Origin of the sequence: Rhodopseudomonas palustris (genome assembly GCF_003031265.1) — a bacterium.
In the GTDB taxonomy this organism is placed as follows: domain Bacteria; phylum Pseudomonadota; class Alphaproteobacteria; order Rhizobiales; family Xanthobacteraceae; genus Rhodopseudomonas; species Rhodopseudomonas palustris_H.
The window spans coordinates 5,121,462-5,145,789 of sequence record NZ_CP019966.1 but is presented as its reverse complement, the minus strand read 5'-3'; the positions used below and the strand labels follow the sequence as shown (position 1 = coordinate 5,145,789).

The following is a 24,328-nucleotide window of genomic DNA, read 5'->3' as shown; positions in this document are numbered from 1 at the left end:
GAGTGCCCTCACCCGGATCGCTACGCGATCCGACCTCTCCCGCAAGCGGGAGAGGTGACAGACGCGCTGCCCTGCCAATAACTAACTAGGCTAATGCAGGCCCGGCGCTTCGTGCCCGGTGCGGGCGACGTATTCGGTGTAGCCGCCGCCGTATTTGTGGACGCCTTCGGGCGTCAGCTCCAGCACGCGGTTCGACAGCGCCGCCAGGAAGTGGCGGTCGTGCGAGACGAACAGCATGGTGCCTTCGAAGTCGGCGAGCGCCTTGATCAGCATTTCCTTGGTGGCGATGTCGAGGTGGTTGGTCGGCTCGTCCAGCACCAGGAAGTTCGGCGGGTCGTACAGCATCTTGGCCATCACCAGCCGGGCCTTCTCGCCGCCGGACAACACGCGGCAGCGCTTCTCGACGTCGTCGCCGGAGAAGCCGAAGCAGCCCGCGAGCGCGCGCAAGCTGCCTTGCCCGGCCTGCGGAAACCACTCTTCCAGCGACTGGAACACGGTGAGTTCGCCGTCGATCAGATCCATCGCGTGCTGGGCGAAGTAACCCATCTTGACGCTGCCGCCGATGGTGACGCTGCCGTCGTCCGGCGCGGTGGTGCCGGCGACCAGCTTGAGCAGCGTCGACTTGCCGGCGCCGTTGATGCCCATCACGCACCAGCGCTCGCGGCGGCGGATCGCAAAGTCGAGATCGTCATAGATGACGTGACTGCCGTAAGCCTTGCGGACATGGCTGAGGCTGGCGACGTCTTCACCCGAGCGCGGCGCCGGCGGGAAGTCGAACGCGATGATCTGGCGGCGGCGCGGCGGCTCGACCTTCTCGATCTTCTCCAGCTTCTTGACCCGGCTCTGCACCTGGGCGGCGTGCGAGGCGCGCGCCTTGAAGCGCTCGATGAACGCCACTTCCTTGGCGAGCATCGCCTGCTGCCGTTCGAACTGCGCCTGCTGCTGCTTGTCGGCGAGCGCGCGCTGGCCCTCGTAGAATTCGTAGTCGCCGGTGTAGCTGGTCAGCGTGCCGGCATCGATCTCAACGATCTTGTTGACGATGCGGTTCATGAAGGCGCGGTCGTGCGAGGTCATCAAGAGCGCGCCCTCGAAGCCCTTGAGGAACTGCTCGAGCCAGATCAGGCTTTCGATGTCGAGGTGGTTCGACGGTTCGTCGAGCAGCATCACGTCGGGGCGCATCAACAGGATGCGGGCGAGCGCCACGCGCATCTTCCAGCCGCCCGACAGATTGCCGACGTCGCCGTCCATCATCTCCTGCGAAAACGATAGACCCGCCAGCACCTCGCGGGCGCGGCCTTCCAGCGCGTAGCCGTCGAGCTCCTCGAAGCGGTGCTGCACCTCGCCGTAACGTTCGAGGATCTGCTCCATCTCGTCGGCGCGGTCCGGATCGGCCAGTGCGTGCTCCAGCTCCTTCAGCTCGGCCGCGACTTCGCTGACCGGGCCGGCGCCCTCCATGGTCTCGGCGACGGCGCTGCGGCCGCTCATCTCGCCGACGTCCTGGCTGAAATAGCCGATGGTCAGGCCGCGATCGACCGACACCTGGCCCTCGTCCGGCTGTTCCTGGCCGGTGATCATCCGGAACAGCGTGGTCTTGCCGGAGCCGTTCGGCCCGACCAGCCCGATCTTCTCGCCCCGCAGCAGCGTTGCGGAGGCTTCGATGTAGAGGATCTGGTGGCCGTTTTGCTTGGAGATGTTGTCGAGACGGATCATGGGCTCACGCGGGGGAGAAATGCTGCGGCGCGTTTAGCCGATATGGCCGAGCGATGCCAGTTCGACGGCCCAACGCGGCGTCATTCCGGGGCGCGAGCGCAGCTCGCGAGCCCGGAATCCCGAAGAGTTCTGCCACTCCGTCGTTTCCAAAACTGCGAGATTCCGGGTTCGCTCGCAAGGGCGAGCGCCCCGGAATGACTACCGCGGGGAGGGCGCTCACCCCTCTGGCAGCACCGCGTTGGTCGGGGTCACCCGGTCGGTGATCTGCATGCCGAACAGGCTGCCGATGAGTTCGACCGCGACGCGGGCGGTGCGGCCGCGCTCATCCAGGAACGGGTTGAGCTCGACGATGTCGACCGAGCGGACCAACCTCGAATCGTGCAGCAGCTCCATCACCAGATGCGCCTCGCGATAGGTGGCGCCGCCCGGCACGGTGGTGCCGACGCCGGGCGCGACCGAGGGATCGAGCACGTCGACGTCGAACGACAGATGCAGCACGCCGCCGGCGGCACGGACGCGGTCGATGACGCGGCGGATCAGCACGCCGACGCCGAATTCGTCGATCGCCCGCATGTCGACCACCGGGATCGCGCGGGCGCGCACCAGCTCTTTCTCGAGCGGATCGATCGAGCGGATGCCGAACAGGTCGAGCCGGCTCGGCGGGACAGACACCCGCGGCTCGTCGCCGAGTAGATGGTCGAGCCCCGGCTCGCCGCACAGGAACGCCGCCGACATGCCGTGCATGTTGGCGGTGAGCGTCGTCGTCGGCGTGTTGTAGTCGGCATGGGCATCGAACCACAGCACGAACAGCGGCTTATTTTGCTCTTGCCAGTAGCGCGCGACGCCGTTGACCGAGCCCATCGACAGGCTGTGGTCGCCGCCCATGAACAGCGGCACCGCGCCCGATCTCGCCAGCTCATAGGCGCGCGTCGAGATCGCGCCGACCCAGCTCTTCACCTCGCTGTAGTAATTGGCGTTGGCCGGCACCGGATCGTTGCCGCCGCCAGCCGCGGGCCGCGTCATGTCGCCGTGATCTTCGACCGCAAAGCCGAGCTGATCGAGCACGCGGCCGATCCCGGCGGTGCGGAGCGCGGCCGGTCCCATCAGCGTGCCGCGCAGGCCGGCGCCGATCTCGATCGGCACGCCGAGCAGCGCGACGCGCCGCGCGAGCTCGCTGTGAGCGACTTCGGTCTGCGACATCGCCATGACGCCCCTTCAAATGCGCGCGTGACGCGCGCCGGAGCGCTGCGCCAACTCAGGCTTTGAAATAGGTGATCTGATGCGTGGTCGCCAGCAGCCGCCCGCTCGGCGACCACAATTCGCCGGTTTGGTCGGAGAAGCTCTTGTGAAACACGTTGGCGTCGGCGACGCCGAGCACCGCGGTGATCGGCTCGGCGGCGAGATCGGCGGCGTCGACATGGAAATACGTCGTCATCGACACCGTGCCGATCGGCAACAATTCACCGCGGACGTGGAAGATCCGCGCGAAGAACGCATCGGCGATCGCCGACAGCGACAACAAATCGAGCGTGCGCGGCACGGCGTGGCCGATCCACGCCTTGGTGTGCGGGCTCGCCGGCTCCGGCAGCGGGCCATCGCCGAAGTTCGGCTCGTTCTCGACGAAGCGAAACTCGAACTGACGGATCCACGATGCCGCCGCGCCGCCGCGCGCATACACCGGAGCCTCGTCATAGGCGGCGGTCTTCGGCATCTCGGCGGGACGGTGCGTCCAGGTCTCGCGGCGCTGGGCGAACACCGCGGTGGCGAACACTTCGACGCCGGCGTCGCCTTGGCTGAGTTCGACGCCCCAATGCTGGGTCGAGCGCGTCGCCTTGATCAGCCGCGGCGCCAGATCGAAGCTGCCGGCGCTGATCGGCGCGCAGAAGTTCACCGTGAAAGCCAGCGGATCGCCGGCGCGCTCCGGCTGCTGCATCAGGGCCCGCAGCAGCGTCGCCGCGGTGGCGCCGCCGAACTGGCCGACGAAGGCGTGGTAATCGTCGCTGGTCGCGCCCTGCCAGCGCCCGCTTTCGAAATCCACGCGCGTCGCGGCATCGAACGGATGCGGCGTGTGTTCGACCTTGGCGTCCATGGTGCGCTTCCCGTGTTGTTGCTCTTGTTGTGGCGCCAGCTTGCACCGCGGCGCAGCCGGGCGCAATGGCTGTCGGTCATCATGTGATGAGGGCAGGGCTGCGGCAGCGCGCGGGCCACATGCGCACGTCATTCCGGGGCGCGCGTGAAACGCGCGAACCCGGAATCTCGCAGGTGTTGGAAAATAGGGCCCTGAATCTCGGGATTCCGGGTTCGCGAGCTGCGCTCGCGCCCCGGAATGACGGACCTGAGAGGAGTGCGCCGCTCTCGGCCGAGCGTCGACTAGAGCATCTCTGCTTTTGACAGAATCAGGACCGAACTTCCTAGCGGTCGCAGCTTGTAGAGCCTCATGGTGAGGAGGCGCGAAGCGCCGTCTCGAACCATGCGCCGCAGGCGATGTGGCTCCTCATCCTTCGAGACGCCCGGCTTTGCCGGGCTCCTCAGGATGAGGACTTCGGACGCTTGGCAAAGGCCAAATCCGCTTCAATCAATCGATGAAGCGCTCTATCCCGCCTGCCTTGCCGGCGAGGGCTGGGTCGCCGTTTTGGTCGGCACGTTCCAGATCTCTTCGGCGTATTCGCGGATGGTGCGGTCGGACGAGAACCACGCCATCCGGGCGACGTTGAGGATGCCGGCGCGGGTCCAGGCAGAGCCGGCGCGCCACCGCGCGTCGATGCCGCGCTGGGCCTCGTAGTAGCTGTCGAAGTCGGCGCTGACCATGTAGTGGTCGAGGTGGCGCAGCGCGTGCGCCACCGAGGCGAACCGGGCGCGGTCGTCGGGCGAGAACACGCCGGAGTCGATCGCGCGGATCGCGTTGGCGAGTTGCGGCGAACGGTTGATGACGTCGGTGGCGTCGAGGCCCTGGGCGCGGCGCGCCACCACTTCCAGCGCTTCCATGCCGAAGATCGCGATGTTCTCCGGGCCGACCAGATCGCGGATTTCGATATTGGCGCCGTCGAGCGTGCCGATCGTCAGCGCGCCGTTCAGCGCCAGCTTCATGTTGCCGGTGCCGGAGGCTTCCATGCCGGCGGTCGAGATCTGCTCCGACAGGTCGGCGGCCGGAATGATCACTTCGGCGAGGCTGACATTGTAGTCGGCGAGGAACACCACCTTCAACTTGCCGCCGATCGAAGCGTCGTTGTTTACCACTTCGGCGACGTCGTTGATCAGCTTGATGATCAGCTTGGCGTAGCGGTAGCTCGCGGCGGCCTTGCCGGCGAAGATCTTGACGCGCGGCACCCAGTCGCGGTTCGGCTCGTCCTTGATCGCCTGATACAGCGCGATGGTCTCGAGCACGTTGAGCAGCTGCCGCTTGTATTCGTGGATGCGCTTGATCTGGACGTCGAACAGCGCACTCGGATCGATCCGGATGTTGTTGCGCTCACCGATCAGCCGCGCCAGCGCCACCTTGTTGCGATGCTTGACGGAGCGGAACTGCTGCTGGAATGCGCCGTCGCCGGCGAAGGCTTCGAGCCGCTCCAGCCGGGTCGGATCGTCCAGCACCTCGTCGCCGGCCACCGATCGGACCAGATCGGTCAGGCCCGGATTGGCCAGCGTCAGCCAGCGCCGGAAGGTGATGCCGTTGGTCTTGTTGGTGATGCGGCCGGGGTAGAGGAAGTTGAGATCGTGAAACACGGTCTCCTTCATCAGGTCGGAATGCATCGCCGAGACGCCGTTGACGCGATGCGAGCCGATGAAGGCGAGATGGCCCATCCGCACCCGGCGGCCGGCCTTCTCGTCGATCAGCGACACCGAGGCGCGGAATTCGATATCGCCCGGGCTGCGCGCCTCGGCGAGGCCGAGATGCGCCTCGTTGATCCGGTAGATGATTTCGAGGTGGCGCGGCAGCGTGCGCTGGAACAGGTCGAGCGGCCAGGTCTCCAGCGCCTCGGGCAGCAGCGTGTGGTTGGTGTAGCTCAGCGTCGCGACCGTGATGTTCCAGGCGTCGTCCCAGCGCAGCGCGTGGACGTCGACCAAAAGCCGCATCAGCTCGGCGACCGCCAGCGACGGATGGGTGTCGTTGAGCTGGATCGCCGCCTTCTTGGCGAGGTTGCGGATCTGGCCGTCGGAATCCAGGTGCCGCTTGATCAGGTCCTGCAGCGAGGCGGAGACGAAGAAATACTCCTGGCGCAGCCGCAGCTCGCGGCCCGCCGGGCTCTCGTCGTTCGGATACAGGAATTTGCAGATCGCCTCGGCGCGCGCCTCGTGCGCGGTGGCGCCGAGATAGTCGCCGGTGTTGAACACGTCGATCAGCAGCGGGTCCGGCGCGCGCGCCGACCACAGCCGCAGCGCGTTGACGTGCTCGCCGCGCCAGCCGACGATCGGGGTGTCGTAGGCGATCGCCTGCACGGTCTCGCCCGGCGTCCACACCGCGCGGGTGTAGCCCTTGGCGTCGGTAACCTGGTCGACATGGCCGCCGAACTTGACCTGATAGACCACCTCCGGCCGCTGCAATTCCCACGGGTTGCCGAAGCTCAGCCACTCGTCGGGGAATTCCTGCTGCCAGCCGTGATTAATGATCTGGCGGAACAGGCCGTAGTCATAGCGGATGCCGTAGCCGTAGGCCGGGATCTCCAGCGTCGCCATGCTTTCCATGAAGCAGGCGGCGAGCCGGCCGAGGCCGCCATTCCCGAGCGCGGCGTCGGGCTCGCATTTGCGCAGGTCGTTGAGGCCGACGCCGAGATCGCCGAGCGCGGCGTCGAACTGCGCCAGCAGGCCCATATTGTTCAGCGAGTCGGTGAACAGCCGGCCGATCAGGAATTCGAGCGACAGGTAATACACCCGCTTGCGGCCGGCGTCGTAGCTCTCCTTCTCGGACACCAGCCAGCGGTGCACGATCCGGTCGCGCAGCGCCAAGGCGGAGGCCTTGTACCAGTCGTGCTTGGTGGCGTGCGCGGCTTCCTTGCCGATCGCCAGGGTCAGCTTGGCGAGGATCGCGCTCTTGATCTCCGCGAGCGCCAGCTCATCCAGAGGCGCCGACTGGGAGGAATTTTTTTCTGGTAACGACTGCACGGGCAAGTGACCATTCCAAGCGGATGAGACCACGACCATACAAACAATAGTCCCGGATCGAAACCCATGACGAGGGCATCGTTGCGGCGGGATGCCCGGCTTTTGTGCAAAATCCGCGACTCGGGCTGCCTGATCTACGGGCGCCGGGCAGGTTTCAAGGCGGGAACACCCTGATGAGCCAGAGGGCGGGGCCAAAAGTTGCGGCCTCGCGCGCCACCCGATAAGAACAAATTTAGAACATTCTGCAAGGTCTTGAGTTATCATCGCGATTCGGCGCGGTGCGCCGTCTATATCTATGGTCTCAGCAAGCTTCCGAGGACGAGATGTCCACCATCGCCTTCGATCAGACGGCGCTCACCCGGATCGCCGACTTCGCCCGCTCCCTGTCGCGGCTGCATCAGCTCGCCCGCCGGCAATGGGTCGATGACGATCAGCTCGACCGCGAGTTCAACGCGGTGTGCGTTTCGATCTGGGGCTATTGCCCGGACGATCTGGTCGACGAGATGTTCGATCCTGCTGATCTGACCTGGCTCGACACCCTCGACGAGGGCACCGCGCGGATCTTCGCAGCCGAGCATGGCTACGACCTGGTCGACGACACCGGTATGCTCAGCGACTGGTGGGGTTATTGCTGGATGATCCTCGCCGAAGCCCGCGGCCTGCTGACCGCCGAAAACCGCGCCGCCGCCCGCGCCCACCTCGAGGAATCCTACCGCGCCGCCCCGAACGTGATCGGCGTGATCGTCGGCAGGTAGGCGTCCCAGCTCCTGATCGTCAGAGTCTCTCCGGCGCGCGAAGCCCGCAAGCCCCAAGATGTCATTCCGGGGCGCGAGCGATAGCTCGCGAACCCGGAATCCCGCGGTTGTTTGGCCGAGAAGCCTCCCCGAGCTGCGCCGCTGAGGTGCCCTGAATCTCGGGATTCCGGGTTCGCGCTTCGCGCGCCCCGGAATGACACGGGGGGCGCGAGGGGTAGCTCAGTCGATCCCGGCGCGGCGGCCGTGGGGGATGGGCTTCGGGGTCTCGACCGGCAGTGAGACGTCGCGGCCGAGTGCCGGGGGCGCCTGTTCGGCGATCTGCTCGTTGACCGGCGCCACCTTCATCTCGCCAAGGCGGGCGCGCAGGCTGGGAGTCAGGCCCGGATAGTCGGCGACCGGGGTGAAGTCCGGCATCTGCTCGACGCCGAGACGCACGCCCGTGTAGGCGGCGAGGCCATCGGCGGTGGCGACGATGTCGCCGGCGCGCAGGGAGGTGTCCTGCGACAGGTCGATTTGCGCGAGGCCGGCCGGATCGCGACCGTTGCAGGTGCAGTCCGCCTTCAGCGCCTTGCGATAGGCGAACGCATTCGGCGAGTCGGCATAGCGCTCGCCGCTCGCCGAGCGGGCGCCGTCGATCTGGCTGCCGTAATACACCTTGGCGTTGCCGGCCGGGCAGAACGCCTGGCACATCTGTGCCGGGCTGGCGCCCGCGCGGAGCTGCAGCGGGAAGTACTTGCCGTCGCAGCTGCGCACGCAGAACGCCGGACCGCCGCCGGCGGAGGCCTGGCGCTGCGGTTGCGGCGGCTGGTTTTGCTGATTGAGGCCGAACGGGTCGGCGAAAAAGTTGGCCTGGGCCGGGGCGCCGTGCTGCGGCCGTTGCGGGCCGGCGCCGCCGAACAGGAACTCGAGCAGGTTCTGCGCCGAGGCGATTTCAGGAGCGGCGAGCAGCGGCAGCGCAAGCGCCGCGCCGAGAGCGAAAACGCGGCGCCGCAGGCGTGAACTGGTAAGCAATTGACGCAAACGCCCACTCCACCGACGCAACCACCCGCGGCAAGCCCGCTGTTGGTCGCGACTTTAGGATGGGATGGTAAACGCCGGGTTTCCGGCGGCGTCCGCGGCGCTCAGGTGTTGAGGAACTCGCTGGCCTTGTACAGCGACCGGAACGGCAGCCCGGCCTCGGCGAAAGCTTCGGTGGCGCCTTCCTCGCGGTCCACCATGGTCAGCACCAGCACGATCTCGGCGCCGGATTCCTTCACCGCTTCGACCGCCTTGATGGCCGACCCGCCGGTGGTGGTGACGTCCTCGACGATGACGCAGCGCTTGCCCGCCAGGCTCTCGCCCTTCGCCAAGCCTTCGACCGACAGCCGAGCGCCATGTTCCTTCGGCTTCTTGCGCACGAAGAACGCCGCGATCGGATGGTTCTTCAGCCATGACAGCTGCGCGATCGCACCGGCCAGCGGCACCGCGCCCATCTCCAGCCCGCCGACATAGTCGACCTTCTCGTCGCGCAGCGCCTCATAGGTCAATTCGGCGAGCAGCGCGGCACCCTCGGGATCGAGCATCGTCGGCTTCAGGTTGAAATAGAAGTCGCTCTTGCGCCCCGACGCGAGCGTGATCTCCCCCCGGCCGAACGAGCGGGTGCGGATGATGTCGGCAAGGCGGGCGCGGGACGCGGATTTGGACACGGGCGGACTCTCTGGGCTTTGGCTCTGCGAAAAACGCCGCAATCTAGCCCCGAGGAGGCACGGATGCCAGCGGCGCGGTGGAGGTATCAACGGGGCAAACGCCTACAGCGCCCGCCGTATTGGCCGCTGCAGCGCCGCCCGGCACAGCGCGCTCCCTCTCCCGCCTGCGGGAGAGGGGTGGGGTGAGGGCGCCCCGAGCAGTGAGTCCGCGTGTTGTGGAGGGGAGTGCCCTCACCCGCCGCGCTTCGCGCGTCGACCTCTCCCGCAAGCGGGCGAGGTTGCTCAGCGCCCGCTGCGGATCAGTATTTCCCAACGAGCTACGGGCACAGCGCGCTCCCTCTCCCGCCCGCGGGAGAGGGCTGGGGTGAGGGCGCCCCGAGCAGTGAGTTCGCGGTTCGTGGAGGGGAGTGCCCTCACCCGCCGCGCTTCGCGCGTCGACCTCTCCCGCAAGCGGCCGAGGTTGCTCAGCGCCCGCGGCGGATCAGTATTTCCCAACGAGCTACGGGCACAGCGCGCTCCCTCTCCCGCCTGCGGGAGAGGGTTGGGGTGAGGGCGTCCCGAGCAGTGAGTCCGCGTCTCGCGGAGAGGAGTGCCCTCACCCACCGCGCTTCGCGCGTCGACCTCTCCCGCAAGCGGGCGAGGTTGCGCAGTGCCCGCTGCGGATCAGCTCCGAAAAAAGCGACCGAGATGCTTAGTGCGCCTCGTCCCAATTATCCGCCGCCCGCGCATCGACCTGCAGCGGGACGTTGAGGATCACCGCCGGGAACGGCGCGTCCTGCATCACCGAGCGGACCACCGGCAGCGTCGCCTCGACCTCGGATTTCGGCACTTCGAAGATCAGTTCGTCATGGACCTGCAGCAGCATCTGGGCGCTGAGCTTCTTTTCGGCCAGCGCGTCCTCCATCCGCACCATGGCGCGGCGGATGATGTCGGCGGCGGAGCCTTGCAGCCGGGCGTTGATCGCGGCGCGTTCGTTGAAGGCGCGGATCGACGGGTTCGAGGCCTTGATGTCCGGGTAGTGGCATTTGCGGCCGAACAGCGTGGTGACGTAACCATGCGTGCGGCAGAAATCGCGGGTCTCGTCCATATAGGCACGGATGCCGGGGAAGCGTTCGAAGTAGCGCTTGATGTAGGCGCCGGCTTCCTCGCGCGGGATGCCGAGCTGGTTAGCGAGGCCGAACGCCGAGATGCCGTAGATGATGCCGAAATTGATCGCTTTCGCCCGGCGGCGGATCTCCGACGGCATGCCTTCCACCGGGACGCCGAACATCTCCGACGCGGTCATGGCGTGAATGTCGATGCCGTCCTGAAACGCTTTTCGCAAAGCCGGGACGTCGGCGACTTCGGAGAGCAGGCGCAGTTCGATCTGCGAGTAGTCGGCCGACACCAGCTTGTTCCCTGGCGTCGCCACGAAGGCGCGGCGGATCTTGCGGCCGTCTTCGGTGCGCACCGGGATGTTCTGCAGGTTCGGCTCGTTCGACGACAGCCGGCCCGTCGTCGTCGCGGCGAGCGCGTAGGTGGTGTGGACGCGATGGGTCTGCGGATGCACGTAAGTCGGCAGCGCGTCGGTGTAGGTCGAGCGCAGCTTGCTGACCTGCCGCCACTCCAAAATCTTCTTCGGGAATTCGTGGCCCTGCTCGGCGAGTTCGTCGAGCACCTGCGCCGAAGTCGACCACGCGCCGGTCTTGGTCTTGCTGCCGCCCGGCAGGCCCATCTTGCCGAACAGGATGTCGCCGAGCTGCTTCGGGCTGCCGATATTGATGTCCTCGCCGGCGAGTTCGCGGATCTCGGCCTCGATCCGCGCCGCGGTCTGGGCGAAATCGGACGACAGCCGCGACAGCACCTGTCGGTCGATCGAGATGCCGCGCCGCTCCATCCGCGCCAGCACGCCGACCAGCGGACGTTCCAGTGTCTCGTACACCGCGGTCATGCTGCCTGCGACAAGGCGCGGTTTCAGCACGCGCGCCAGCCGCAACGCCACGTCGGCGCGTTCGGCCGCATAGGCGGTGGCGCGGTCGATTCCGACCTGATCGAAGCCGATCTTGTTTTTGCCGGTGCCGGTCAGCTCGGTCAGCGTGTGCAGCGTATGGCCGAGATTGCTCTCGGACAGCGCATCGAGCCCATGGCTGCCGCGGCCGGCATCGAGCGCGTAGGACATCAGTTGCGGATCGTCGATGTTGCGCAAGGTCAGGCCATGCTGCGCCAGCAGCACTGCGGCAAACTTGATCGCGAAGCCGACCTTGGCGACGCCTGCGGACTCGAAGACCGGCTTGAGCGCATCGAGTGCGTCGCGGGTGCCGAGCTGATCGGGCGCGAGGCCGGCAGCGAACAGGCCGTCGCCATCGCCGGCCTGCTTGTGGCCGAGCGGGATGTAGCAGGCATCATTCGGGCCGAGCGCCAGCGCAACGCCGGTCAGCTCCGCCTGCATCGGATCGATCGAGGTCGCGACCGCTTCCAGCGCCACCACGCCGGTGTCGTGGATGCGGGCGATGACAGCGTGCAGCTCGTCCAGCGTGCGCAGCGTCTTGTAGGCGGTGCGATCGACCGGGACCTTGCGGGCGGCCTCGGCCCGCGCGGCCACCAGCGTCTCCGGCGACAGCACGACGCCCGGCTTGCCGTCGCGGCCGCGGCCCGCATTCAGCGGACCACTTTGCCCCGCTTGCGGCGCGCTTCCTCCCACGCTTGCGGGGGAGGGCTGGGGTGAGGGCTCTTGCCCCGCAAACAAATCGCCGCTCGCGGCAACGCCGCTCCTCGCCAGCGGCGGAACGGCCGACTTCAACGCCGTCTCCGCCTCGACATCCGACGGATCGATCTGGGCATATTCGGCGACGCGCCGCGTCAGCGTGGTGAATTCCATCGCCTTGAGGAACGCCACCAGCTTGCGCGCGTCTGGCTCGTGCACCGCGAGCTCGGCCAGCGGCACGTCGAGCTTCACATGGTCGTCGAGCAGCACCAGCTTGCGCGAGATCCGCGCCTTCTCGGCGTTCTCGATCAGCGCCTCGCGCCGCTTCGGCTGCTTGATCTCGGCGGCGCGCGCCAGCAGCGTGTCGAGGTCGCCATATTCATTGATCAGCTGCGCCGCGGTCTTGATGCCGATGCCCGGCACGCCCGGCACGTTGTCGACGCTGTCGCCGGCGAGCGCCTGGACCTCGACGACCTTGGCCGGCGGCACGCCGAATTTCTCGATCACCTCGGGCACGCCGATGCGGCGGTCCTTCATGGTGTCGTACATCACCACGCAGTCGGTCACGAGCTGCATCAGATCCTTGTCGGACGACACGATCGTCGCCGTCGCCCCGGCCTCGCAGGCCTCGCGCACGTAGGTGGCGATCAAATCGTCGGCCTCGAAGCCGGACTGTTCCAGGCACGGCAGATCGAACGCCCGCACCGCCTCGCGGATCAGGCCGAATTGCGGGATCAGATCCTCAGGCGCCGGCGGCCGGTGCGCCTTGTATTCGGGGTAGAGCTCGTTGCGGAAGGTGACTTCCGACTTGTCGAAGATGATCGCCAGATGCGTCGGCCGGTTCTCCGGCGGCATGTCGCGCAGCAGCTTCCACAGCATGTTGCAGAAGCCGAGCACGGCATTGACCTGCAGCCCGTCGGATTTGCGGTTGAGCGGCGGCAGCGCGTGATAGGCGCGGAAAATGTACGACGAGCCGTCGACCAGGAACACGTGGTCACCCTTGCCGGGCGGCTTGACGCCGGCCGGGGCAGGGGGCGTGGCGGAGGAAGCGGCAGGCGTCGCAGCGGCGGACTTGGAGCTTTTCGGCATGGCCGCAACTTAAGGGGTCTTGGGGCTTTTGGCACCCCTTTCCAGCCACCAGATCCGCCGGGGACGCCAACGAAAAAGGCCGGGCGAACCCGGCCATTTCAGCGAAAGCCTCTCGTCCGTCATTGCGAGGAGCGAAGCGGCGAAGCAATCCAGCTCGGTGCACGGAGCCGGATTGCTTCGCTTCGCTCGCAATGACGGTGTTGCGTACGCGGTGCCCTACACGAACCCGTGCTTCTTCTTGCTCTCCAGCTCCTGCGTCTTGAACTGGTTGAAGCGGGGCAGGAACTTGTCCCAGTCGATGATGTGGGCGTCGATTTCCGGGCCGTCGATGCAGGCGTGCTTGCGGACCATCTTGCCGTCGATGGTCACCGGCACCATGCAGGCGCCGCACATCCCCGTCGCGTCCACCATGATCGAGTTGAGGCTGGCCACGGTCTTCACGCCATACGGCTTGGTGAGGTCGGAGACCGCCCGCATCATCAGCGGCGGGCCGATCGCCACCACCTCGGCGATGGTGCGGCCTTTGCCTTCCTGGTTGGCTTTCATCATCTCCTCGAGCGGGCCGGTGACGAAGCCTTTGACGCCGTAGGAGCCGTCATTGGTGGTGTAGATCAGCGACAGCTGGTCGCCGAACTCCTTCTTCAGCTTGCCGACGCGCTCGTCGTCGCCGGTCCAGAACAGGAACTCCTTGGCGCGGAAGCCGGAGATCAGCGTGACGTGGTTGCCGAGCCGCAGGTGCTCGCGCATGATCGGATACACCGGCGGCAGGCCGACGCCGCCGGCGCAGAACACCACGGTCTGGTTGCCCTCGTAGCGGTGCAGCTCGCTGGCGCGGCCGAGCGGGCCGGCGATGCCGGAGAACGCATCGCCGATCGCCATCCGGTTGATCTCCAGCGACGAAGTGCCCATGCCCTGCACGACGAGGTCGATGGTGCCTTTCTCGGCGTCCCAATCGGCCAGCGTCAGCGGGATCAGTTCGCCCTTCTCCCACGGCAGCACGCGGACGAACTGTCCGGCCTGGGCCGAGCGCGCCACCATCGGGGCCCGCACGGTGAACTCGACGATGCCGCCGGCCAGCGGCACCTTGTTGACGATGGTCTGCGCCACCTGGCCGAGCTCGGTGTACTTCGCGGCGCGTTCGACCCGGTCCTTGATCTCGGCCGGCGTGAACGGAATCTCGCCGACGATTTCGCGCGCCGCCGCCTGGCCGTCGCCGGCCGCGCGGATCGCGGTGGAGCCGCCACGGGCGGCGTCGCCGCCGGTGTAGACGTCCTTGATCGAAGTCCGCTGCGAGCCTTCTTCGACCTCGATGGTGCCCCATTTGTTGGTCTTCAGGCCCGGCTCGGCGTCCTTCATGATCGGGTTGGCGGTGTTGCCCAGCGCCATGATCACGAGGTCGACCGGCACCCGCTCGATCTGCCCGGTCGGCTTCGGGCTGCGGCGGCCGGACTTGTCCGGCTCGCCGAGCTCGTTGACGTCGAGCAGCGCGTGGGTGACGAAGTGGGTGTGGTCGTCGCCGATGAATTCGCGCGGCGCGCGCAGCACCGCGAGATTGATCTCTTCTTCCAGCGCGTGATGCAGCTCCTCGACACGGGCCGGCATCTCGCTCTTGGTGCGGCGATACACGATGGTGACGTTGCCGCCGAGCCGCTTGGCGGTGCGCGCCGCGTCCATCGCGGTGTTGCCGCCGCCGATCACGAACACGTTCTTGCCCTTCACTTCGGGCAGCGGCGTCTCGTAGCGGTCGTCCAGGCCGCGCATCAGGTTGACGCGGGTCAGGAATTCGTTGGCCGACATCACGCCGAGCAGATGCTCGCCGGGCACGTTCATGAAGGTCGGCAGGCCTGCGCCGGTGCCGACGAAGATCTTCCAGAAGCCTTCGGCCTTGAGGTCTTCGAGCGTCGCGGTCTTGCCGACCACAAAGTTCTTCACGAAACGGCCGCCGAGCAGGATGATCTTTTCGACGACGTCGTCGATCAGCGTGTTGGGCAGGCGGAATTCCGGAATGCCGTAGCGCAGCACGCCGCCGAGGTCATGGAACGCCTCGAAGATTGTGACCGGGAAGCCCTCGACCGCCAGCAAGTACGCGTTGATCAGGCCCGACGGACCGGAGCCGACCACCGCAATCGGCGGCTTCACCGCCGCGGCCCACGGCGAGATCCGGCCGGCGAACCGCTCATTGGCGTTCGGGTTGATGAGCTTCTGGTGCTCGGGCAGGTACCATTCGAGCTGACCGATTTCGATCGGCCGCTTGGTATGGGTGCAGACGCCCTGGCACTGCAGTTCCTGCGGGCAGACGCGGCCGGTGACGTTCGGCAGCGGGTTGCAGCTCTCGATCAGCTCCAAGGCTTCGCGATGCTTGCCGTTGCCGAGCAGATCCAGCATCTCGGGGATGTGGATCTTCACCGGGCAGCCGCCCTTGGCTTCCTTCCGGCCCTGGATCAGCACGCCGAGCTCGCACGGCTTGTCGTCGCACTGCTTGTCGCGCATCACCTCTAACCAGACGAACAGCTCGCACTCGCGCAGCGAGTAGCCGATCGACTGGTAGCCGAGATAGCCCTGGTTCACGAGTTCGAAGTCGATCGCGCGCTCTTCCGCCGGACGGATATAGGGCGGGATGAACGCTTCGCCCGGCCAGCCTTCCGACAGGTTCTCGAACATCGGGTAGCGACCGCGCAGGTGTACGTCGATCGCCTTGATGAACTTGCGCTTGAACTTCAGCGGCAGCGCCCAGATGAAGCGCTGCAGGATCGTCGACATGTCGTCGCCGCGGGCGAGCAGATTCCACAGCGTGGTGGTGAAGGCTTCACCCAGCTCCGGCTGCTGGAATTCCCAGATGATCGCCTGGGTGCCGTCGGCGATGAACATGTTGCGCAGCGACGCCGGGTCGTTGACCAGGCGTTTCTGCAGCAGCGCGAGCTGCTTCTGGAAGATGCCGACAGCTTCGCTGTTCTGCAGCTCTTCCAGCTCGCTCTTGGAGCTTTCCAGCGTGCTGCGCGCCTGTTGGTAGCGCAGCACGTCGCTGGAGACCGTTCCGGTGACGTCGCTCATCGAATGATCTCCGCATCGCAGTTGGCCGCTGCGCGGCTCAGTTTGGCCGACAGTTCAGGCGTGACCTTGAGCTTGCTGAACACGCCCGGGATGACGTGGGCGACGTCCTTCGGGGCGCCGTCGACGACGATCTTGGTGAGTTCGAACACTTCCGGCACGTCCTGGTAGCAGCTCTTGCAGTTGGTGCACTTGCCGAGGTCCGCATCGTCGATGTGGATCGGCTCGGCGCCGTTGCCGTTCGCCTGCTTGGCGCCGTTGGTCTGCGCCGCCGCGGCGGCCGGAGCGGGCGCCAGCCCGGCCATCAGGCCGGCGAGCCCGCCGGCAGCCGGCGCGTTCGAAGAGGCCGCCAGCTCGCTCATGCCGCGCGCGATCTGATCGAGCGAGCTTTCGCGGGCCTTGACCTGTTCGTCGTACTGGTGCTGCAGCGCGGCCAGTTCGGCGCTGTGCGCTTCATCGAGTGCACGGACGTCGAAGCCGCCGAGATACTGCAGCGTGCGCCAGTACTTCCGCCGTTCTTCCACCAGCGCCACCACGGTCTCGCCGACCGAAAGCTTGATCAGCTTCTTGTCGGCATCGGTGGCGTAGATGAACGGCGTCTTGCCGGCGCGCGCCGCCGGATCGAGCGCGACGTATTCGTCGATCGGCAGGGCGCCGTCGTCCTTCTTCAGCGGCTTGAACTGCTTGCGGAAGCGGACTTCGGTGTGGGCGAAGTCGGCCGGCGTCAGCTTGGCCTTGAGAAGCTGCGGCTTGCCGCTCTCATCGACGTACTCGATCGTCTTGGTGGCCCAGTCCTGGTCGGCCTCGGGGTTGCCGTCGAGCGAGAACCAGTTGTTGAGCTTGCTGCCCTTGCGCGGGTCGTGGACGAACACCGGATTCATCCGGCTTTCGACCGCAAGACGCGCCTGGCGGTTGGCGACGGCGTCGCCGATGCCGTGCTCGGCCTGGCATGGCGTATAGACGTCGAGCACCGCCGGCGACGAGGTGTGGTTCAGGAACTCCATCACGTTCTTCAGGAAGTGGCCCTGCAGCGCGGTCGCGGTCTGCACCACGAACACGTTCGGATGGAACGAGGCGATCAGGCCGAGCTCCTTGCGGGATTCCTGCTTGCCGTGCTGGGCGATACCGAACCGCGACAGGTCGCTGTCCTGGCCGGTGAGGCTCGCCGTCGAGGTCTGGCCGCCGGTGTTGGAATAGGCGCCGGTGTTCAGCACCACGACCTTGATCGGGGTCTTGGTGGCGAGCAGACGCGACAGCGCGCCGAAGCCGATGTCGTAGGTGGCGCCGTCGCCGCCCATGCTCAGCACGGTCGGCAGCATCGACCGCTCTTCCGGCGTGAATTCGCTCCAGCCGAAGTAGCGGAAGTAGCCGTCGTGCTTGGCCGCATCATAGGCGTCGGCCAGTTCGAGCTTGGCGATGCGCAGCGCCCGGAAGTCCTCCGACGCCTTGGCGGTGAGACCTTCGAAGATGCCCTTCGCGACGGCAGGCGTGTCCTGGAACAGGCTGTTCACCCACGGATCGGTGTAGGGGTTGAACGGGAAGGTCGACGCATACACGCTCGAGCAGCCGGTGGCGTTGGCGATCACCATGCCGGACGGGCCGTTGCCGGTCGGGCCGCTCTCATAGAGATACAGCCGCTTCTCCAGCGTCTTCAGGGTCTGGTCGATCCGGGCGGCGCGCGCCTCGTCGCCGGCGACCAGCGCCCGCTTGGCATTGAGCTGGTCGATCAGGGTCTCCAGCTCGCGGATGTGGTCCTTGCGGCGCTTGTCGTGGATCGCGTGGTTGGTCGAGGTGACCAGACGGATCGCGGTGACTTCGCCGCAGCCGCGGCAGGCGCCGTGGCCGCCGGTGGTCGCGTAGTAATTGGCGCGATCGAGCATCAGGCGCTTGGTCTCGCCTTCCGGCTTGGTCGCGCTTTCGGTGAACCGCGCCGGGGTGTTCGGGGTGCGGCTGAGGAATTCGAACCGCGCCTGGAGCTGCTCCAGCATCGGCTCGTCCTGCTCACGATCGACCAGCGCGCCGGGGCCGCAGACGTCGATACATTCGAGACAGCCCGAGCACTTCCACGGGTCGACGCTCACCGAGTACAGACCGCCGGTGCCCGGCTGGCTCTTCTCCATCGCGTCGAAGAACGGCCGGGTGCGGGCCACCGGATACACCGACAGCGCCGCCGACAGCTTGCCGAAGTTGCGGTTCAGCGTGGCGTTGTCGAGCTTCAGCGCTTCGGCAGCCTGCGCCACGATGTCGTGGAACGGCTTGTCGTCCTTGCCGGAGCGATACACGTCGCGGATCGCCTCGGTCAGCGCCGGCACCTTTTCGCGCAAGCCGTCCTGCTGGGCGGGCGCGATGTCGAGCTGCTTGATCGCGGTCAGCAGCAGTTCGTGGATGTCGTGCACCGCGTTCGGGATCGCAGCGTCGGGGCAGACCAGCGCGCATTCCATACAGCCGGTGCAGAGGTCGGCCTTGAACTCCGGCACGTTGCGGCGGAACAGGCCCTTGTCCTTGGCGGCGGCGGAGCCGGCCGGCATGAACATGCCGATGCCCGGCAGCACCGGCGCTTCGGCGATGGTGCCGTCGCGGAACGGCGCGGCGAGCACGTCGTCATAGTACTCCGGATCGAGGAAGCCCGCGGCCGAAGCCGGCGCCGCGACGCGGCACATCGAGGCCGAGATCGAGGCGTCGCGCTTGGCCTTCGGGGCGGCCTTGATGGCGTCCTCGCCGAACTCGGCGGCGTCGTAATCGACCTTGTGGGTGGCTTCGAGACCCTCGCGGATCACCGCCATGTTGCCCTCGACGATGTCGCCGCCCTTGGCGCCGAACTTCTTCGAGATCTGTTGACGGATCTTGTTGAGCATCGCGTCCTGCGAAGCGTCGGCGACCACGCGGTCGACGTTGCCGCACACCGCGCCGATGAAGGCGATGCCCATCATGCGGGTCTCGAGTTCGGCGGTCGGCGCGTGGCGCTTGGCCACCGCGAAGGCATCGATCACGTAGAACTTGATCTTCTTGTCGCGGATGGTCTGGCGCGCCTTGGCCGGCAGATCACGCCACACCTCGAGCGGCGACAGGTTGGTCTGCAGGATGAAGGTGCCGCCCGCAACCAGGCCGCGCAGCGGGTTGGTGTGCACGAACACCTTGTGGTCCGGCGAGATCACGATCTCGACGTCTTCCAGCTCGGCGTTGGTGATCTTCACCGGCTCCGGCGACAGCGTGATGTAGTAGTTGGTCGGCGCGCCGCTCTTTTCCGAGCCGTATTTCGGCGCCGACTTCGAATGCATGTCGAGCGCGCCGGCCAGGATGTCGGTCAGCAGCTTGCCCGACGCGATGGTGCCGTAGCCGCCGATCGAGTGGAAGCGGATGCGGAACGCGGAGGGCGGCAGCAGGTTCGGGTTCTGCCCCGTCGGCAGCGCCATAAACTGAGTTTCCGGATACGCCGCCTTCAGCCGGTTCTGCAGCGCTTCCATCCGCGGCGACGGGTTCTCGGTGAAGAACTTGGTGCCGAGATACACGAACGGCGCCGAGTCCTGCTTCTCCATATTGGCGTAGCAGGCGATCAGGTCGCGCGGCTGCAGATCGTGGCCGCCGAGGCCGAAGATCGCGGTGGTGATCTTCGGCAGCTTGGTCAGCGCCGGGATGCCGGCGTGACGCACGCCGGCGTCGCCGTTCTCGCGGGCCTTGCACAGCGCCTGGGTGACCAGCTGGGTCAGCGCGGTGACTTCCGAACGCTCCAGCACGGTGACGGCGGTCTTGCCCTTCAGCGCTTCGACCAGTTCGGCTTCCGGGAACGGCTGCAGCATCTTGACCGACACCACACCGACCTTCTTGCCCTGCGAGCGCAGATAAGCCGCGACCGCTTCGGCGTCGTCGGTGACCGAACCGAGGCCGACCACGACGTGTTCGGCGTCGTCGCACATATAGGTCATCACCGGCTTGTATTCGCGGCCGGTCAGCGCGGCGTATTCGGCCATCGCTTCGGTGACGAAGCGCGGCACCGAATTGGCGAAGTGCGTGCGGTGGTCGACCGCGCCGGCCTGGAAGTCGGGCTGGTTCTGCACGCCGCCGGTCAGGCCCGGATTGTCGATGTCGACCAGCGCCGGCACCAGCTGTCGGGTGCCCTTCTCGGGCGCGTTGATCCACTGCCGCTTCCACTGGCCGCGCAGCTCTTCCGGCACGTAAGCGAGGGTCTCGACCACGATGGTGCCGGCGTTATCAGTCTCGATCGTGTCGGCGTTGTCGTCGAGGAATTTCCTGAGCGAGGCGAGGTCGGACGGCATGAAGTCGGCTTCGTGCCGCAGCAGATACTGCTTGAGCTGGAACACGCGGCCCTTGGCGCCGAACAGCATCTCCTGCGCCACGGTCGGGCACTTGATACGGCCGGCCGGGTCGCCGAGGAATTCGCGCAGCAGGTCCGGCTCCGGCATCAGGGCTTCGGACAGCATGTGCGAGGTCGCAAAGCCGTCCATCGCGTTGGCGACCGGGATCAGCGACATCGCGGCGACCTTATAAGAGATCGCGGCGAGGTCGGCGGCTTCCTGCGGATTGGAGCCGAACAGGATGGTGTAGCCCGACGACAGCAGCGCATAGACGTCGTCATGGCCGGCCATCACGTTCAGCGAGTGCTTCGACACCACGCGCGCGGCGACCTGCAGCACGAAACCGCCGACCTTCTTGCCGACGGTGACGTAGTGCGACTCCAGGCCGTACAGGATGCCCTGGGACGACGAGGCGTTGGAGATGAACTTGCCGCCGGTCAGCGCCGCGCCGAGCGCGCCGGACTGCGCCGAGTGTTCGCCTTCCGGTTCGAAGAAGAACGGATGCTTGCCCCAGACGTTGCAGCCGCCGGACGAGCGGAACGCCTCATAGATTTCCGAGATCTCGGTCGAAGGCGTGATCGGGTAGCCGATGACGCCGCCGCAGACATGCCCCATCACCTGCGCGACCGCGCCGTTGCCGTGGATCACTGAGGGAATGCCAGGATATTTTGCGTTCATGGGGTCCGTCCGTTTTTGCGTGTCTGCGTTGGATCGGCGGAGCGAACCCGCCGTGTTGCGTCGGCCATTTTTTGGGAAAGGTGTATCGATGCCGGGCGGCTGCTGAAGCAGCGGCCGGGCAGAACCTCCTCGTGGCCTTTAGATTGACTGCTCGCGAGGTATCAGGGCCTCGCTGGCAGAGATGTTGCGTTGTGTGCGGTGCAGTAGCACGCAGGGGAAACCCCTGATTTGACGCGCATCAAAGCGCAAAAAATATGGATCAGAGAGCAATAAAATTACGCATCGCCCAAACAACAGGCGGTGCTAGTTGCGTTTGCATCCGCTCCTCGGTCGCATCTTTTCCATTGGTCCAAAAGCAGAATTTCTGCTGGCGCGGGATCGTTATATACTGCCATATATGACGATGGCGGAACGCAGGGGTATCTGCCCGCCGCTCGTGCTCTCTCGACAGCGGAGCGCCGCCAAGCCGCGGCGATGGGCCGATGACGTTCGACTCCCAATGCGATCTGGCTGCTCTGGTCTATGAACGCGGCGAGGACCCGGATCGGTTGCTGGGCGAATTCGCCGCCGATCTCAACTCACAGGGATACCGCGCCGTCGGCTTGGTGCAGGTCGGGCCGCGCGGTGACGAGACCCGCGGGCTGTCCGCCAGGTTGGTGCATTCCGGCGAGCAGATTTCGCTGTATCAGGATCTCGGCCCGATGGCCGAAGGCTGCCGGCTCGATCCGAGCCGCCTGCTCGATGCCGGCGCGCGGGTCGCGTGCGCGCTGGCGCAGGGCGCGGACCTTCTGATCATCAATCGGTTCGGCCAGCAGGAGACCGAGGGCAAAGGCCTGCTGCATCTGATCGTCGAGGCGCTGAGCGCCGACGTCCCGCTGGTGATCGCGGTGCCGAGCCATCGCTTCGATGCCTGGATCAAATTCGCCGACGGCATGAGCGTGCGGCTGAAATGCGAGCGGCGCGCGCTCGATCAATGGTGGGGCAAGCTGCATGGCCGCAGCTTCCGCCGTCCCGCCCACCCTCACGTCAGCATCTGCGAGGCACTGAAGTAATGGGTGGGCGCGACCTGTTGTCGCTTGAAGCGGTCGCGACCGGCTTAGTCGACGGCGACCAGCACGTCCGAAGCCTTGATCACGGCCACCGCGGGCTGGCCCTTGGCGAGCTTCAGTTCTTCCGCGGATTCGTTGGTAATCGAAGCAGTTACGATCGCTCCGCCGCCGATGTCGATGCGCACATGCGAAGTAGTCGCACCTTTGATGACGTCGACAATGGTGCCCTTGAGCTGATTGCGGGCGCTGATTTTCATGGCTCTCGTCTCCTTCGTTGAGGTTGGCCGGATCGGGTTTACCGTTATATAGTTCCTGCACATGACGACCAGTCCGACCAAATGACGAGGCTGCCTGGATGTCCATAGAGGCAACCGTCACACTGAAAACGAAGGAGATTTCCGGGGTCGGCCGCGACCGCATCCGGTTGCTCCAGGCGGTGGCGCGCGAGGGCAGCATCACCGCCGGCGCCAAGGCGGCGGGCCTCAGCTACAAGGCCGCCTGGGACGCGCTCGACGCGATGACCAACCTGTTTGGTCGGCCGCTGTTAGAGACCCGCACCGGCGGCAAGGCCGGCGGCGGCGCGCAACTGACCCCGACCGGCGTCAAGGTGATCGAAGCTTTCGGCCGGCTCGAGGCCGAGATGGCGCGGGTGTTCCGCAACCTCGAGCCCGAACTCGCCGGCAGCGGCATCACCCCGATCAATCTCGTCTCCGGATTCTTCATGAAGACCAGTGCCCGCAACGCCCTTCGCGGCGTCATCACGGACATCAAGGCCGATACGCTCAGCGCCGAAGTCGCCGTGACGGTGTCGCCCGAGACCACGATCTACGCGCTGCTGACCGCCGAGAGCGTGCGCAGCCTCGGCCTCGTGGTCGGCCGCGAGGCGATCGTGCTGATCAAGGCGCCGTTCGTGATGATCGCGCCGGGCCATCAGCCGCCGCTGGTCTCGGCGCGCAATTGCGTGCGCGGCATCGTGCGCCGCGCCGACGTCTCGGCCGTCAACGCCGAGATCGTGCTCGATATCGGCGGCGACAAGACGCTGGCGGCCTCGGTCACCGCGCGCAGCGCCGACGACCTCAAGCTGGCCCCCGGTGATCCGGCCTGCGCGGTGTTCGACGCCGCTCACGTCATCGTCGCGATCGACTGACGCGATGCAGCGACCATGTTCGTCCCGATCTCATCATTCCGAGCGGAGCGACATCATCACCAAACGAGGCGTGATCACCAAACGAGGCCTGGGCCGCGTCGTGCCGTTCGCCTTATCGCCATCACCATCACTGCGGACTTCAACCAGTAGGAGACTTCCCTTGAAAGCCATTGCCACTCTCAAGCTCGCCCTGTTCGGCGCAGCTTTTGCCGCCGGCCTTGCCTCTGTGCCGGCGCTCGCCGATTCCGCCAAGGTCGCGGTCGCGGCGAATTTCACCGAGCCGGTGAAGGAGATCGCCGCGGCGTTCAAGGCCAAGACCGGGCACGAGGTGGTGCTGTCGTTCGGCGCCAGCGGTCAGTTTTACACCCAGATCACTCAGGACGCGCCGTTCGAAGTATTCCTGTCGGCCGACTCGGCGCGGCCGAAGAAGCTCGCTGAAGAAGGCCTCGGCGTGAAGGACAGCGTGTTCACCTACGCGGTCGGCAAGCTGGTGCTGTGGAGCAAGTCGCCGGGCGTGGTGAAGGGCGAAGAGACCCTGAAGCAGGCGTCGATCGCCAAGGTGTCGATCTGCAATCCGGCCGCCGCGCCCTATGGCGCCGCCGCGGTCGAGACCATGCAGGCGTTGAAGCTGTACGACGACCTCAAGCCGAAGCTGGTCGAAGGCGCCAACATCACCCAGGCCTATCAGTTCGTGCAGACCGGCAACGCCGAGATCGGCTTCGTGGCGCTGTCGCAGGTGATCGGCGACAAGGACGGTTCGCGCTGGATGGTGCCGCAGAACCTGTACAAGCCGATCACCCAGGACGCGGTGCTGCTGAAGAAGGGCGAAGCCAACGCCGCCGCCAAGGCGTTCCTCGACTTCCTCAAGGGCCCGGAGTCGCGGGCGATCATCGAGAAGTTCGGCTACGAAGTCACCACGCCGAAGGCGAGCTGACGTTCTCATGCTGAAGCCTCTCCGTCATTGCGAGGAGCGTAGCGACGAAGCAATCCAGCTTGTTGCTCGCCGCATGGATTGCTTCGCTTCGCTCGCAATGACGGACGAAGGCCTCGCTTCCTTCACCACCTCAGTCC

At 66.4% G+C, this 24,328-nt stretch carries 14 protein-coding genes; 4 read left to right on the top strand and 10 right to left on the bottom strand.

Features of this window, described 5'->3' with window-relative positions; translation table 11 throughout:
• Positions 1-90 precede the first annotated feature (90 nt).
• From RPPS3_RS23850 to RPPS3_RS23835, 4 genes are all read right to left on the bottom strand, one after another.
• Positions 91-1,710, bottom strand: a complete 1,620-nt coding sequence (locus tag RPPS3_RS23850; RefSeq protein ID WP_107346262.1) for an ABC-F family ATP-binding cassette domain-containing protein — start codon at positions 1,708-1,710, stop codon at positions 91-93.
• Between the two features lie 216 nt (positions 1,711-1,926).
• Positions 1,927-2,910 carry an arginase gene (gene rocF, locus RPPS3_RS23845; RefSeq protein WP_107346754.1) on the bottom strand — a complete coding sequence of 328 codons (984 nt, stop codon included), beginning with the start codon at positions 2,908-2,910 and terminating at the stop codon, positions 1,927-1,929.
• Positions 2,911-2,965: 55 nt separating this feature from the next.
• Entirely contained in the window at positions 2,966-3,799 is an 834-nt protein-coding gene (locus RPPS3_RS23840; RefSeq protein WP_107346261.1) for an acyl-CoA thioesterase, read from the bottom strand.
• A 503-nt stretch (positions 3,800-4,302) separates the two neighbouring features.
• Positions 4,303-6,849, bottom strand: a complete 2,547-nt coding sequence (locus tag RPPS3_RS23835) for a glycogen/starch/alpha-glucan phosphorylase (RefSeq protein WP_234820047.1) — start codon at positions 6,847-6,849, stop codon at positions 4,303-4,305.
• A gap of 284 nt (positions 6,850-7,133) precedes the next feature.
• On the opposite strand from RPPS3_RS23835, the gene RPPS3_RS23830 reads away from it, so the two are divergent.
• Complete coding sequence (locus tag RPPS3_RS23830) at positions 7,134-7,565, top strand: hypothetical protein (RefSeq protein WP_107346259.1); 432 nt, start codon at positions 7,134-7,136, stop codon at positions 7,563-7,565.
• Between the two features lie 219 nt (positions 7,566-7,784).
• On the opposite strand, the gene RPPS3_RS23825 is transcribed toward RPPS3_RS23830, so the two are convergent.
• The 5 genes from RPPS3_RS23825 to RPPS3_RS23805 all read right to left on the bottom strand — a co-directional run bounded on the left by RPPS3_RS23825 (position 7,785) and on the right by RPPS3_RS23805 (position 21,061).
• Positions 7,785-8,585: a DUF2865 domain-containing protein gene (locus tag RPPS3_RS23825; protein WP_107346258.1), complete on the bottom strand. Its 801-nt coding sequence runs from the start codon at positions 8,583-8,585 to the stop codon at positions 7,785-7,787.
• Positions 8,586-8,686: 101 nt separating this feature from the next.
• Positions 8,687-9,250, bottom strand: coding sequence for an orotate phosphoribosyltransferase (gene pyrE / locus RPPS3_RS23820; RefSeq protein ID WP_013504533.1), 564 nt, complete (start codon positions 9,248-9,250; stop codon positions 8,687-8,689).
• 691 nt (positions 9,251-9,941) lie between these two features.
• Complete coding sequence (gene polA, locus RPPS3_RS23815; protein ID WP_107346257.1) at positions 9,942-13,022, bottom strand: DNA polymerase I; 3,081 nt, start codon at positions 13,020-13,022, stop codon at positions 9,942-9,944.
• 216 nt (positions 13,023-13,238) lie between these two features.
• Positions 13,239-16,073 carry a sulfide/dihydroorotate dehydrogenase-like FAD/NAD-binding protein gene (locus RPPS3_RS23810; RefSeq protein ID WP_107346256.1) on the bottom strand — a complete coding sequence of 945 codons (2,835 nt, stop codon included), beginning with the start codon at positions 16,071-16,073 and terminating at the stop codon, positions 13,239-13,241.
• A complete protein-coding gene (locus RPPS3_RS23805) occupies positions 16,070-21,061 on the bottom strand; it encodes a 2-oxoacid:acceptor oxidoreductase family protein (RefSeq protein WP_107346255.1) in 4,992 nt (1,663 codons plus the stop codon). Before RPPS3_RS23805 ends, RPPS3_RS23810 begins: the two co-directional genes overlap by 4 nt.
• A 482-nt stretch (positions 21,062-21,543) precedes the next feature.
• Here RPPS3_RS23805 and RPPS3_RS23800 point away from each other — a divergent pair, with 482 nt between their 5' ends.
• Positions 21,544-22,113, top strand: a complete 570-nt coding sequence (locus RPPS3_RS23800; RefSeq protein WP_107346254.1) for a DUF2478 domain-containing protein — start codon at positions 21,544-21,546, stop codon at positions 22,111-22,113.
• Between the two features lie 44 nt (positions 22,114-22,157).
• On the opposite strand, the gene RPPS3_RS23795 is transcribed toward RPPS3_RS23800, so the two are convergent.
• Positions 22,158-22,367: a TOBE domain-containing protein gene (locus RPPS3_RS23795; RefSeq protein WP_107346253.1), complete on the bottom strand. Its 210-nt coding sequence runs from the start codon at positions 22,365-22,367 to the stop codon at positions 22,158-22,160.
• Positions 22,368-22,465: 98 nt separating this feature from the next.
• On the opposite strand from RPPS3_RS23795, the gene RPPS3_RS23790 reads away from it, so the two are divergent.
• A complete protein-coding gene (locus RPPS3_RS23790) occupies positions 22,466-23,257 on the top strand; it encodes a TOBE domain-containing protein (RefSeq protein WP_107346252.1) in 792 nt (263 codons plus the stop codon).
• Between the two features lie 160 nt (positions 23,258-23,417).
• Positions 23,418-24,191, top strand: a complete 774-nt coding sequence (gene modA / locus RPPS3_RS23785) for a molybdate ABC transporter substrate-binding protein (protein WP_107346251.1) — start codon at positions 23,418-23,420, stop codon at positions 24,189-24,191.
• Positions 24,192-24,328: the final 137 nt, after the last annotated feature.

Coding starts and splice junctions, on each gene's coding strand:
- RPPS3_RS23800 (WP_107346254.1), top strand. CDS start 21,544: ATGACGTTCGACTCCCAATGCGATCTGGCTGCTCTGGTCTATGAACGC.
- RPPS3_RS23840 (WP_107346261.1), bottom strand. CDS start 3,799: ATGGACGCCAAGGTCGAACACACGCCGCATCCGTTCGATGCCGCGACG.
- polA (WP_107346257.1), bottom strand. CDS start 13,022: ATGCCGAAAAGCTCCAAGTCCGCCGCTGCGACGCCTGCCGCTTCCTCC.
- RPPS3_RS23790 (WP_107346252.1), top strand. CDS start 22,466: ATGTCCATAGAGGCAACCGTCACACTGAAAACGAAGGAGATTTCCGGG.
- RPPS3_RS23795 (WP_107346253.1), bottom strand. CDS start 22,367: ATGAAAATCAGCGCCCGCAATCAGCTCAAGGGCACCATTGTCGACGTC.
- RPPS3_RS23810 (WP_107346256.1), bottom strand. CDS start 16,073: ATGAGCGACGTCACCGGAACGGTCTCCAGCGACGTGCTGCGCTACCAA.
- RPPS3_RS23835 (WP_234820047.1), bottom strand. CDS start 6,849: ATGGTCGTGGTCTCATCCGCTTGGAATGGTCACTTGCCCGTGCAGTCG.
- RPPS3_RS23850 (WP_107346262.1), bottom strand. CDS start 1,710: ATGATCCGTCTCGACAACATCTCCAAGCAAAACGGCCACCAGATCCTC.
- RPPS3_RS23830 (WP_107346259.1), top strand. CDS start 7,134: ATGTCCACCATCGCCTTCGATCAGACGGCGCTCACCCGGATCGCCGAC.
- RPPS3_RS23805 (WP_107346255.1), bottom strand. CDS start 21,061: ATGAACGCAAAATATCCTGGCATTCCCTCAGTGATCCACGGCAACGGC.
- rocF (WP_107346754.1), bottom strand. CDS start 2,910: ATGTCGCAGACCGAAGTCGCTCACAGCGAGCTCGCGCGGCGCGTCGCG.